This window comes from Aliarcobacter trophiarum LMG 25534 (genome assembly GCF_003355515.1).
GTDB classification, from domain to species: Bacteria; Campylobacterota; Campylobacteria; order Campylobacterales; family Arcobacteraceae; genus Aliarcobacter; species Aliarcobacter trophiarum.
In genome coordinates, this window is record NZ_CP031367.1 from 1,018,891 (window position 1) to 1,030,986 (window position 12,096).

Consider the following 12,096-nt stretch of genomic DNA (forward strand, 5'->3'; position numbering starts at 1 on the left):
TTACTCTTTATTAAATTTTTTTAATATATCTTCTATATAAAGTTGCATTTTTTGTTCACCTATATCATTTTTTGCACTTTTACAACATCCACAAGAACCACCTGCATCCGTCATATCTTCGATATCTTCTAGTGTTTTTGCACCTTTTTCTTTAATCGCAAAAATTATTTCACCAAGACTTACTTGCTTACACTCACAAACTATATATGAGTGAGAAAAACTTCTTGCCACTATAAACCTCTTTGTTTCTTTATAATCTCATAAGCTTCATTTAACTCTTGAAGTTTTTTTGTAGCTTCATCTATAATATTTTGAGTAGCACCCTGCCCTGTAATAATATCAGGATGGTATTTCTTTACCAAATTTCTATAGTTTTTCTTTAAAATTTCATCACTATCATTTTGATTTGTTTCTAATACTTCATAAGCTTTTTCAAGAGATAAAGCTTTTTCATTTGCTCTATTTTTGTAGAAGTTTTCAAAATTTGATATAAGATTAAAATAATCCTTTTGATCTACTTTCAAAGCTTGTGCAATATCTTCAGTAATCTCTTGCTCTTGTTTTGAAAAATCACCATCTATAAATGCAAGATTTAGCAAATACTCCATATATTTTAATCTTTTTTCATAATTATTTTTTGTTAAAAGATATAATCTATCACAAATAGTAATTAGATTTGAGAAATTCTCTTTTTCTTGATTATATAGGTTTTTAAGTTTTTCTCTTAACTCTTCATTATTTTCAAAATGACTTGAAATATCATTTAAAGTATGTTTTATAAGCTCTGCTTCAAGCTCTCCTACTTTGCCATCTGCCTTTGCTACTTTTGACATTAAAGCCACTAAAAGACCAGCTTCATGCCCTAATAAATCTCCACGAAAAAACTCTTTTTTATTTAAATTTATATTTTTAAACTCTTCTGTTTTATAATTTTTCCCTATAAAAAACAGTATTGCTATTACTATAGCTAAAACTACTAACTCCATAGATTTCCTATTTTGATTTATATATTTGAGCTTTTATTTTATCAAATTTAGACTGAGAGTATAAATTTCAATCTCTTTTGTAAAAAATTATCTTTCCAAAACTCTATTTAAAGTATATTGCATATCTTCATCTAGATCCATATTTTTCATCATCCAGTTTAGATAGTTTGCATCTTTTTTTGCTACATCTTCTATACTTTCACCTTTATATTTTCCAAATTTAAAAGTTTGAACAAAAACAGGAGTTAAAGTTAGTTCAACCAGCTTTTTCATAGGGTTTATATCTGGAAAACTCATCTTTACTTGTGCCACAAGTTTTGATAAAAATAGTTTCATAACCAGCACATCTCCTATTGCATCATGAGCTTTTATTGTTATATTTAGTTTTTTTGCCTCTGCAACTTCATCTTTGTATAGCTCAAGAGCATATCTTAAATATTGTAATCTATGATATGGGAGTTCACTAAAAATATGTCTAGCACATCTTAGAGTATCTATTAATTGATAATTATTTACAAACCCCTCTTTTTTTATCATCTCTAAATCAAAATTTATATTATGAGCTATCAAAAAGTTTTCACTTCTATTTAACTCTTGTAATCTTTTATAGAAGTTTGTATCAACTGCATTTGGCTTATTTTTTAGCAAATCTGGTGTGATATTGTGAACTTCCATAGCTTCAAGCTTTATTGGGATTGGATTAATACAAAGTTCATCAAAAACTTCTAAATCTCCTTTTTGATTTAAAATCATACTTCCAAATTGAATAACTCTATCCTCCTCTTGTGCACCTGTAGTTTCTGTATCAAAAAGTATATAATGTATCATCTTTTCTCCTTAAATAATAAGCATTCCATCGCCATAAGAGTAAAATCTATAGTTCTCTTTTATAGCAATGTCATAAAGCTCTAAAGTCTTTTCTAATCCAATAAATGAAGCAACCAACATAATTAAAGTAGATTTTGGAAGATGAAAATTTGTAAGTAGATAATCAACTTTTATAGGTTTATTCATAGGATTTAAAAATAAATCACACTCTCCTTGAATTTTATTTGTTCTTTCATAATACTCAATAGTTCGTGTAACAGTTGTTCCAACAGCTAGAACTTTTTTTGCATTATCCAAATTTTTTTTTGCCTCTATTCCTATCTCAAAATATTCACTATGCATAGGATGAGATAAAATATCTTCAACATCAACAGGTTTAAATGTTCCAGCTCCTACATGTAAAGTAAGATAATTTAAACCATATCTCTCTTCTAGCTTTTTTAATAACAAAGGAGTGAAGTGTAAAGATGCTGTAGGAGCCGCTACTGCTCCATAGTTTTTTGCAAATAGTGTTTGATAATTTGTCTCATCATCTTTTTCATCATCTCTATTCATATATGGAGGAAGAGGAATATGCCCTATTTTATTTAAAATATCAACCAAAGATAGAAAATTTAGTCTCTTTTTACTATTTTCATCTTGGAAAAACTCTACAACTCTTGTACCATCTTCATTTAACTCTAAAACTTCAGCTATTAAACCTTCATCAAAAAATATTTTAGTCCCAACTTTCACTTTTCCTTTTATTAAAACCAAATATCTATCCATAAAAAGAGGTTTATTTAAAAGAAGTTCTATATTAGCACCTGTAGATTTTTTACCAAAAACCCTAGCTTTTACAACCTTTGTATCATTTAAAAATATAGATAACTCTTCTGGAAGAAATTCCAAAATATCTCTAAAAGTAGAGTGAAAAATCTCATTTTTTTCTCTACAAAAAACAAGCATTTTTGCACTATCTGCTGGAGTTATTGGAAAAGTTGCAATTTGACTAGAAGGAAGTTCAAAATCATAACTGGAAGTCTTTAAAACATCTCTCAAACTACTCTTCTTCCTCTTCCTCTTTTTTTGCTGGATTAAATACCTTTGCTATATAAATAGATACTCCATATAAAAATAGAAGTGGTAATGCCATTAAAACTTGACTTATTACATCTGGTGGAGTTAAAACAGCAGCAACAACAAAGATTAAAACAACTGCATATCTAAAAAACCCTTTTAGAGTTTCATCTGTTACAAGACCAATTTTTGCTAAGAAAAAAGTAATTACAGGCAACTCAAAAGCGATACCAAACCCAATCATAAGTTTTGTAAAAAACCCAACATATTTACCAATACTAGGTAATACACTAACAACACTATTACCAAAAGCAATTAAAAAATCAAATCCAATAGGAACAACTATATAGTAAGCAAATGAGGCACCCATCAAAAACATTAAAGTTGCAAAAAATACAAAAGGAACAACAAGTTTTTTCTCATGGTCATATAATCCAGGAGCTAAAAACAACCATAATTGCCAAAAGATAACTGGTAAAGATAGAATAAATCCTGCAAAAAATGCAACTTTCATAGCTGTAAAAAATGTCTCTTGAATTTCAACTGCAATCATTGAAGTTCCAGCTGGTAGTGCATGTTTTACAGGAGCCATCATCCACTCTAAAATTGGTTCATAAAAAGCAAAACATACAAAAAACATAGCAGTAATTGTAATAGCAGATATAACTAACCTTTTTCTAAGGTCTGCAATATGCGGTTTTAAATCTTCAAACATTACTATATATCCTCACTATTTTTTAAAGAGAATTTTTCATCTTTTTTTTTCTCTTTTTCTTCATTTACTTTTGCAAATTTTTCTTTGATTTTTTCAACTTCATTATCTTTTTTTGAAGGTTCTAAGTCATCTTTTAAAATATCATCAAGCCCTAAATCAAATTTGTTTTCAATAGATAAAGATGCTTTTGTATCTTCAATTTGAGCCTTAAATTTATTTGCTTCCTCTTTTAATTCAGCAATATTTAGCTCATTATCAAGAGTTGTTTTTGCATCATTTAAGCCTTTTTTTACACTACTAAACATTTTTGCTATTTTTACCATAGCATCTGGAAGCTTTTCAGGTCCAAGTGCAATAACTGCTACAATTGCAATCAAAAAAATTTCACTAATTCCAAATCCAAACATCTTTTGCTCCCAATTCTTTATAAGGTGAAGATTTTATCAAAATAGAACAAAAATTGTAATTAATCAAAATATAGTAACTATTAATAAAGCTTTAAATATCTCTATATTTCTTAAAATTTTCAGCTTGTTCAAATATTTCTTTAAATGCACTATTTTTTATAAGTGCATTTGTTATATCTCTTGATTGACTTCATTATACATAATTTAAAAAACTCTATCATATCACCCCATAGGGTATAAAATCTCTTTTTGAATAACTTCAATTTTTTTTAGAAGCTCATCATCTATTTTGAAATCAAAAGCTTTAAAGCTCTCTTCTAGTTGCTCATGTTTTCTAGCTCCAATAATAGTTGAAGCAACAAAATCAAAATGTTTTGAGTATGAAACAGCTAAAGTAACTGGGCTTACTCCATACTCCTTTGCAAGCTCTATATATTTTGAAGTTGCTTCTAAAGTTTTACTATTTACAAACCTATGAGCCATAGCTTGGACTCTTTTACTTTTCTCTTTTAAATATATAGAAAATCTCACATCATCACTAACAAAATCGTTATTATATTTTCCACTCAAAACCCCACCAGCCATTGGACTATAAGGTAAAAGTGAGATATTTTCTCTTCTACATACATTTGCTAATTCATCAAAAAATCTAGGATTTAAAAGTGAAAAGTTATTTTGAATAGACTCAAATCTTGCAAGATTCTTATTTTTACTTGTTTCATTTGCCTTTGTAAGACCATATGCACTATCATTTGAAGTTCCAATATATCTTACTTTTCCCTCTTTTACAAGCTCATCGAAAGCTTTTAAACTCTCTTCTATTGGTACAATAGTATCTGGCCAATGCATCTGATAAAGGTCTATATATTCAGTCTGAAGTCTTCTTAAACTATCTTCAATAGCTCTTTTTATATGAAAACTATCAATGGCTGTAAGTCCATGACGTACAGGTGGCACAAACCATCCAGAAGCAGCTCCTGCTATTTTTGAAGCTATTATTACACTATCTCGTGGTTTTGTCTTAAGCCACTCCCCTACAATTATCTCTGTATTTCCTATAGTCTCTTTTTTTGGGCTAACAGGATAAAGCTCTGCTGTATCAAAAAAGTTTATTCCTCTATCATAAGCCATATCAAGAATTTTAAAAGCCTCAACCTTATCTGTACTACTTCCAAAAGTCATAGTTCCCATACAAATTGAGCTAACTCTAAGTCCCGTTTTTCCAATATATCTGTATTCCATTTTTAGCCTTTAAAAAAAGTTTATTCCATTATACAAATCTCTTTCTTAAACATATGCTTCACAGTTTGTATTGCAACCAAAAGTACTATTAAGCTTGTAATTGTTGCCAAAATATAGCTCAAAAACATATAAAAACTATTTTTTGTAAGTTCAAACATCAAAATAGCACTAAGAGTAATAGAAGCCATAGGAAAGGTAAAAGCCCACCAAGAGATAAAAAACTTAATCTTTAAAAAGTTTTTATATAAAAATGCAACTAATATTGTAAAAAATAGCCCTAAACTAAACAAAATCTGAGCAAAAAAATCTAAGCTTTCAGTCAATTTTATATATGAGATAAATCCAATTGCTGGTGGAGCAATTAAAATAAACATTGTAGGCATAAATTTTGGAGCAAATGGATTGTGAAAAATAACTCTATTTAGAATAATAGAAAATAAAATTATCCAAAAAAATAGCCCAACTGCAAAATAAAAAGTCAAAATAGAGTTATCAAAAAATCCAACTCCAGCAATTGGAACTATCAAATTTCCAACTATTGGAATAAACCAAGCAGGGTTTGAGTGAACTATCTCTAAATTATTATTTATCCAAAATCTTATAGTATAAAAGGTAAGAAAAATATGTAAAGCAGCTCCAAAATAGAAAAAATAGCTAGAAACTTCTAAACTATACTCTTTAAATGCAGCCGATAAAATAAGCATAGATATAGAACAAGCTGCAAAAAAGTTTATTCTTATTGGGTGATTTAGCTCTTTTTTTACTTCATCTTTATATTTTACTATTTTAAATAAATATGTAAGTGTTATTAAAAAAAACATAAATGTTGAAATAGCTATTAAAGTTGTAGCAAAAAAGCTAGGGAAAGAGAAGATATGGCTTAATCTTTCAAAAACCAAAGTAAGTCCACCAAGTCCCATAACTGTAGCAAACATCATAATCGGGAAAAACTGCAATCTATTTGAAGGAATTGCTTTTATCTCTTCTTCATTCATATTTTTAATCCTATTTTAGTAAAATTTTAAAAAATATTTAGGATTTAATTTTGAAAAATAGAAAAATAGTAGATTTAAAAGAGCAAAATTTTGAGTTCTCACAAAAAGATGAAACAATTAAACTACTAAGTTTTGATAAAGAGAAGATGAGTTTAGAGATAGCTATTTTCAAAAATAAAGAATTTGTAAAAAATAGCTCTATGGTTTTTGCTCATCTTCCAAAAAGCTTAAAGGCAAAACTAAATCCTAAAACAAAATCTTAGCCAAAAAAGATTTAATCTATCTCTATTATTAAATAAGATGAGCTTATACTATTTAATTAGTTTTAGTTATATTTTAATTTCAATTGAGCATAAAGCTCTTCAAAGCTTACATCTTCAATCTCTCTTAACAATTCGACCATCACAACATTGTCTTCATTACCATTCCATACCTTTTTATATGTTCCCTCTTTATATCCATTGTCTTGTCTAAATTGATTTAAACAGTTTTTTCCAATATATAGTTTTTGAAGCCAAGGAAAAGATAAACCAGCACTTTTACAAGCTCTAAAGAATTGCTCAATGAATCTTTCTATTCCACTAAAAGTTGGCATATTTTTTGTCTCAATAGCTAAGGCTATGTATGATAATTTTTCAGCCTCTTTTACCACAAGTTTTATATCTACATTTTGTGCTGCTTCATAAATACAGTGAGTATTTACTAAAGATACAGCTTTTGGAACATTTGTCTCTTGTAAAATATAACTCATTAAAAAGTGCCAAATATCTACAAGTTCAACATGAATATTGTTCATATCTGGGTTTGAATTTATATCTTTCCAGTGTTTCCATGGAGTTGAATCTATTAACTCTGCTACTTCCATATGAATACATCTAAGCCAATTTATCTCTTTATTAAATTTATTTAATCCTAGCTCCCAATTTTTACCATTTGTGCTATCGTTTAGTTGCTTTTGTAGCAAAAACATCTCTTCTAATTTAGCTGGAAAAGATGAAGCCTCTTCAAGTAAACTAGCAAGTGGTAAACACTCCTCTACAATATTTTGTAAGCTTAAACTAGATGGTAAAACCTCTTTGTCTCCTTTTAAAATATGTAAAAGTAAAGATACTAAATATGGAATTTCCTCTTTTTCTTCCCATTTTAAAACATCACTAGAGTTTATTTTTGCATATTTCACAAACTCATCAACTGAAGCAAAACCTACAACTTTTACAGCCTCTTTAAAATCTTTATATAACAAAACTAACTCCTATTTTCAAATTTTTTCTCAACAAAAAGCCTACAATCTTCACCGCTACTATTTTTTACAACAATACTAGGTATCATCATTGACTTAAAACCATATGCTTTACAACCATGTGGTTTATTTGGCTCCCAAGTAACAAAATAGTTTACACATTTCTGGCAAATTACTTTTTTCTCCACACTAAACTCCAACTTGGCTCTGAATAGCTTTTGATAAAGAGAGTAAATCTACATTTTCCAAACTAACTCCAGTTGGTACTCCTTGAGCTATTTTTGTAAAAATTATATCAAACTCTTTTAGTTTATCTTCAATATATAAAATAAAAGCATCATTTGCAATAGAAGGGGTAATTGCAAACAATATATTTCTTACCCCACTATTTTTTATATACTCTTGAAGTTTTATTATTAAATCTAACTCCAATTCATCTATTACAAAATATCTTCCATCAAACTCTTTTGAATCTTCTATTATAAAAATATCTTTGGCACTTTGAACAATACAAAGTTTGCTACCATCACGACTCTCATCTAAGCAATACTCACAAATCTCATTTTCACTCATACTTCTACATCTTTTGCATTTTTTAATAGTTTTCAAAGCATTTTCTATACTATGAGATAGTTTTATTCCGCAATAGTTGTCATTCATTACAATGTGATAAGCAAGTCTTAAAGCCGATTTTTTCCCAATAGTTGGTAAAGATTCGAAAGCCTCTACTAATTCATAAAATTTTTCTAACTCTCTATTCATTTTGGGATTATATTCAAATCTTTATATTAAATAAATTAAAAGGTTTTTTGATACACTATATGCTTTTAAATTTAAAGGATTTTTAATTGGCACTAATAGACCTTCAGAATATTTCAAAACAATATGATATAAAAGTTATTTTAAAAGATGCAAATTTTACCCTACAAGAGGGGCAAAGAGTTGCGGTAATTGGGCAAAATGGGCAAGGAAAATCTACACTTTTTAAAATAATAATGGGTTTAACAGAACCAGATAGTGGTGAACTAGCTATAGATAAATCCATAAAAATAGAGATGCTAGACCAACAACCAAAATTTGAAGATAATTTAAATGTACGAAATGCAATTGAGAATCAACTAGTAGAGATAAAAGCTGCAAAAACTGAGTATGAAAACATTACAAATCGTCTAGCAACAGAGTATGAAAACAAAGAACTTTTAAGAAGACAGAGTGAACTTGCTACATTTATAGATTTTCATAATGCTTGGGATTTAGACAATATGATAGAGAGAGTTCTAAAAGAGTTTGATTTAAAACAGTATGAGTTTAAAGATGTAAATTTGCTTAGTGGTGGAGAGCAAAGACGAGTTAGCTTAGCTGGATTAATTTTGAAAAAACCAGATGTTTTACTTCTTGATGAACCTACAAATCACTTAGATGTATATATGGTCGAGTTTTTAGAAGAGCTTTTACTAAAAAACAACTTTACCCTACTTTTTATCTCACATGATAGATATTTTATTGATAATATTGCTACAAATGTTATAGAAGTTGATGGTGGAGAACTTAGAAAGTTTAATGGTGGCTATTCTATGTATTTGGAGCAAAAAGCACAAATATTATCAAATCTTCAAAAAGAGCATGAAAATCTTCTAAGACTTGTAAAACAAGAAGCTCACTGGATGCAACATGGTGTAACTGCAAGAAGAAAAAGAAATGAAAGAAGAAAAGCTGAATATTTTGATTTAAAAAACAGAGCAAAAACAAATCCAGCATATATTAAAAAAATGAGCTTAGAGCTTCAAAGAGAGCAAAAAAGTTTTAATAGTGAAGAGAATCAACAAAATAGAAAGAAAATGCTTTATGAACTAGATAATATTTATAAATCTTTAGGAGAAAAAGAGCTTATTTGTAATTTTACAACTAGAATTTTACAAAAAGATACTATTGCAATAGTTGGTCCAAATGGTAGTGGAAAATCAACTCTTCTTAAAATCTTTATGGAAAAAATGAAAATAGATAGTGGAAGTTTCAAAAAAGGGGACTTTCAAATAGGATATTTTGACCAACAAAGAGAGATGCTTGATGATGATAAAACAATTATGGAGATTTTTTGCCCAAATGGTGGAGATAGAGTAGTCCTTGATGATGGAAGGAATATGCATGTTTATGGATATTTAAAAAACTTTTTATTCCCAAAAGAGTATCTAGATAAAAAAGTTGCTGTTTTAAGTGGTGGAGAGAAAAATAGAGTTGCACTAGCCCTTTTATTTACTAAAAGAGTTGATTGTATGATATTAGATGAACCTACAAACGACTTAGATATTCCTACAATAAATATTTTAGAAGAGTATTTACAAAATTTTCAAGGAGCCCTAATTTTTGTATCTCATGATAGATATTTTGTAGATAAAATTGCAAAAAAACTCTTTGTTTTTAAAGGAAATGGCGAAATTATGGAGAGTTTCCAGCCATATAGCGAATATTTAGAGATTGAAAAAGAGTTAAAAGAGCTTAACTCTTTAGAAGTTGAGATTGAAAAAGAGAAAAATATAAGTTCCAAAACAGAGCAAAAAGAGACAAAAAAACAGACAAAACTATCATATAAAGAGCAAAGAGAGTATGACACTTTGCCAAAAGAGATAGAAGATTTAGAAAAGAAAATAGAAGAGCTAAATGATTGTTTAGCAAACCCTAGTTGCTATGAGAAAATAGGAATTATTACACTTTCAAGTGAACTTGAAGAGAAACAAAAATTTTATAACGAAAAAGTAGATAGATTTTTGGAACTAGAACTTCTAGTGGAGAGTTTTAACTCTTAAAAAAGTATAATCTATTTCAAAAAAATAATAAAAGGAGTTTATATGAACTTAAAAGATAAATTAAACGAAGATTTAAAACAAGCTATGAGAGATAAAGAAGTAGTAAAAAGAGACTCTATTAGAGCAATAAATACTATGATAAAACAAATAGAAGTAGATGAAAGAAGAGAGCTTGATGATAGTGAAATTATAAAGCTAGTTCAAAGAGGTATAAAACAAAGAGAAGAGGCAATTTCTCAATATAGTGCAGCAGGAAGAACTGATTTAGTAGAAAAAGAGCAAAGCCAAATCGATATATTTGTACAATATTTGCCAAAACAATTAAGCAATGATGAGCTTGAAAAAGGAATGCAAGAGATTATAAGTGAAGTAGGAGCAACAAGCATAAAAGATATGGGGAAAGTAATGGGAGCAGCTTCAAAAAAATTTGCAGGTGTTGCAGATGGAAAAAGAATAAATGAAATGGTAAAAAAACTTTTAGCTTAAAAGCTATTTTCTAAAGTTTCAAAGAGAAATAGTGGATAAATATACAAATAGATATATAACCTTTACTATAAATAACGATAATGGTATAAAACAACTAAGAGTTTCAAAAAAACCTCTATTTTATATTTTATATACTCTTTTAGGTCTATTTTTTGCTTTTTCTATAGCATTTGTTTTTATAAATCTCTCATTAATTCAAATGGACAAAGATAGATTAGATATTGAACTTGAGCTTGTAGAAACAAAAAGAATAAATGAAGAGTTAAATAATCTACTTAGTCAAACTCAGCTAGAACTACATGAAAAAAATGAAGAGATAAGTGAAGCTACTGATTATTTTAACAAAGTAGAAAATATAATAGGAATTCCAACTGAAAATGAGCTTCCTCTAAAACAAAGAGTTGATATTGCAAGACTAGATACAGAACAAAGAACAACTCTTTTACAACTAATTCCAAGTGGTTCCCCACTTGAAGATAGTATTATAAATAGCTATTTTGGATATAGACATCACCCTGTTTTAAAAAGAAAAGCTCTACATATGGGTGTTGATTTAAAAGCAACTATTGGAACTCCTGTTTATGCTACTGCTGATGGGATTATTGAAACAGCTAGTTTTGATAGATTTAATGGAAATCTAGTAATCATTCAGCACATTTATGGCTTTAAATCTTATTATGCCCACTTAAATAAAACTATGGTAAAATCAGGCTCTTTTGTTAAAAAAGGGGATTTAATAGCATATAGTGGAAATACTGGCATAAGTAGTGGACCTCATTTGCACTATGAGATTAGATTTTTATCAAAATCACTTGACCCTCTTACTTTTGTGATGTGGGGTATGAAAAATTATACAGAAATATTTGAAAAGGAAACAGAAATATCATGGGATTCTTTAATAACAGCAATAAGTCATATCAAAGTTCAAGATCCGACTCCTCAACCACAATTATCACTTCAGGAACAAAAATAATAGGAGATATAAATCTATCTTGTAATCTCTATATAGATGGTTGTTTTGTAGGAAATATTAACTCTGAAAAAGAGGTAAATATTGGAAAGAATGGAAAAGTAAAAGGTGAAATAACAGCTCAAAGAGTTATTGTTCAAGGATTAATAGAGGGTTCAATTTGTGCTTCAAGAGTTGATATAAAAGAGAAAGGGAAGATTACAGGTTTGATTGAATCTGAAGAACTTGTAATTGAGGCAAAAGGAATTTTTGAAGGAAATAGTTTAGTAAAAACAAACTTATCTGAAGAGACACTTAAGAGTGAAGATATCAAAATTGACTTAGATAAAGTAGAAGAAGAGAAGATATAAAAAATATTATATTA

Annotated in this window: 16 protein-coding genes; 5 read left to right on the plus strand and 11 right to left on the minus strand. The window is 28.5% G+C overall.

Annotated features, from left to right (window positions below; all coding sequences use genetic code 11):
- The 8 genes from ATR_RS05230 to ATR_RS05265 form a co-directional block, all read right to left on the minus strand.
- The gene (locus ATR_RS05230; protein WP_115428422.1) at positions 1–231 is read right to left on the minus strand and encodes a (2Fe-2S)-binding protein; all 231 of its coding nucleotides are present in this window, start codon (positions 229–231) and stop codon (positions 1–3) included.
- Positions 231–986, minus strand: a complete 756-nt coding sequence (locus ATR_RS05235; protein WP_115428423.1) for a TerB family tellurite resistance protein — start codon at positions 984–986, stop codon at positions 231–233. The genes ATR_RS05230 and ATR_RS05235 overlap by 1 nt, the downstream gene beginning before the upstream one ends.
- A gap of 87 nt (positions 987–1,073) precedes the next feature.
- On the minus strand, positions 1,074–1,814 hold the full coding sequence (locus ATR_RS05240) for an exonuclease domain-containing protein (protein ID WP_115428424.1): 741 nt from the start codon (positions 1,812–1,814) through the stop codon (positions 1,074–1,076).
- A gap of 9 nt (positions 1,815–1,823) precedes the next feature.
- On the minus strand, positions 1,824–2,855 hold the full coding sequence (gene queA / locus ATR_RS05245; protein WP_115428425.1) for a tRNA preQ1(34) S-adenosylmethionine ribosyltransferase-isomerase QueA: 1,032 nt from the start codon (positions 2,853–2,855) through the stop codon (positions 1,824–1,826).
- Position 2,856: 1 nt separating this feature from the next.
- Positions 2,857–3,588 carry a twin-arginine translocase subunit TatC gene (gene tatC / locus ATR_RS05250; protein WP_115428426.1) on the minus strand — a complete coding sequence of 244 codons (732 nt, stop codon included), beginning with the start codon at positions 3,586–3,588 and terminating at the stop codon, positions 2,857–2,859.
- A gap of 2 nt (positions 3,589–3,590) precedes the next feature.
- Positions 3,591–3,995: a Sec-independent protein translocase protein TatB gene (tatB, locus tag ATR_RS05255; protein WP_115428427.1), complete on the minus strand. Its 405-nt coding sequence runs from the start codon at positions 3,993–3,995 to the stop codon at positions 3,591–3,593.
- 222 nt (positions 3,996–4,217) lie between these two features.
- Positions 4,218–5,237, minus strand: coding sequence for an aldo/keto reductase (locus tag ATR_RS05260; protein ID WP_115428428.1), 1,020 nt, complete (start codon positions 5,235–5,237; stop codon positions 4,218–4,220).
- Between the two features lie 20 nt (positions 5,238–5,257).
- Positions 5,258–6,232 (minus strand): SLAC1 anion channel family protein, encoded by a 975-nt coding sequence (locus ATR_RS05265; RefSeq protein ID WP_115428429.1) that lies wholly within the window; start codon positions 6,230–6,232, stop codon positions 5,258–5,260.
- A gap of 50 nt (positions 6,233–6,282) precedes the next feature.
- Here ATR_RS05265 and ATR_RS05270 point away from each other — a divergent pair, with 50 nt between their 5' ends.
- Positions 6,283–6,495 carry a malate dehydrogenase gene (locus ATR_RS05270; protein ID WP_228254197.1) on the plus strand — a complete coding sequence of 71 codons (213 nt, stop codon included), beginning with the start codon at positions 6,283–6,285 and terminating at the stop codon, positions 6,493–6,495.
- A 62-nt stretch (positions 6,496–6,557) separates the two neighbouring features.
- On the opposite strand, the gene ATR_RS05275 is transcribed toward ATR_RS05270, so the two are convergent.
- Genes ATR_RS05275 through recR form a run of 3 tightly spaced genes read right to left on the minus strand, consistent with a single transcriptional unit; the run spans position 6,558 to position 8,234 of the window.
- Positions 6,558–7,475 (minus strand): dUTP diphosphatase, encoded by a 918-nt coding sequence (locus tag ATR_RS05275; protein WP_115428431.1) that lies wholly within the window; start codon positions 7,473–7,475, stop codon positions 6,558–6,560.
- Between the two features lie 2 nt (positions 7,476–7,477).
- Positions 7,478–7,660: a uracil-DNA glycosylase gene (locus ATR_RS05280; protein WP_115428432.1), complete on the minus strand. Its 183-nt coding sequence runs from the start codon at positions 7,658–7,660 to the stop codon at positions 7,478–7,480.
- A gap of 1 nt (position 7,661) precedes the next feature.
- Complete coding sequence (recR, locus tag ATR_RS05285) at positions 7,662–8,234, minus strand: recombination mediator RecR (RefSeq protein WP_115428433.1); 573 nt, start codon at positions 8,232–8,234, stop codon at positions 7,662–7,664.
- Positions 8,235–8,320: 86 nt separating this feature from the next.
- Here recR and abc-f point away from each other — a divergent pair, with 86 nt between their 5' ends.
- The 4 genes from abc-f to ATR_RS05305 are packed head-to-tail and all read left to right on the plus strand — an operon-like array spanning position 8,321 to position 12,082.
- Positions 8,321–10,276, plus strand: a complete 1,956-nt coding sequence (gene abc-f, locus ATR_RS05290) for a ribosomal protection-like ABC-F family protein (protein WP_115428434.1) — start codon at positions 8,321–8,323, stop codon at positions 10,274–10,276.
- A gap of 42 nt (positions 10,277–10,318) precedes the next feature.
- Positions 10,319–10,762, plus strand: a complete 444-nt coding sequence (locus ATR_RS05295) for a GatB/YqeY domain-containing protein (protein WP_115428435.1) — start codon at positions 10,319–10,321, stop codon at positions 10,760–10,762.
- Positions 10,763–10,793: 31 nt separating this feature from the next.
- The gene (locus ATR_RS05300; protein WP_115428436.1) at positions 10,794–11,735 is read left to right on the plus strand and encodes a M23 family metallopeptidase; all 942 of its coding nucleotides are present in this window, start codon (positions 10,794–10,796) and stop codon (positions 11,733–11,735) included.
- The gene (locus tag ATR_RS05305) at positions 11,648–12,082 is read left to right on the plus strand and encodes a bactofilin family protein (protein WP_115428437.1); all 435 of its coding nucleotides are present in this window, start codon (positions 11,648–11,650) and stop codon (positions 12,080–12,082) included. Before ATR_RS05300 ends, ATR_RS05305 begins: the two co-directional genes overlap by 88 nt.
- The last annotated feature ends 14 nt before the right edge of the window (positions 12,083–12,096 follow it).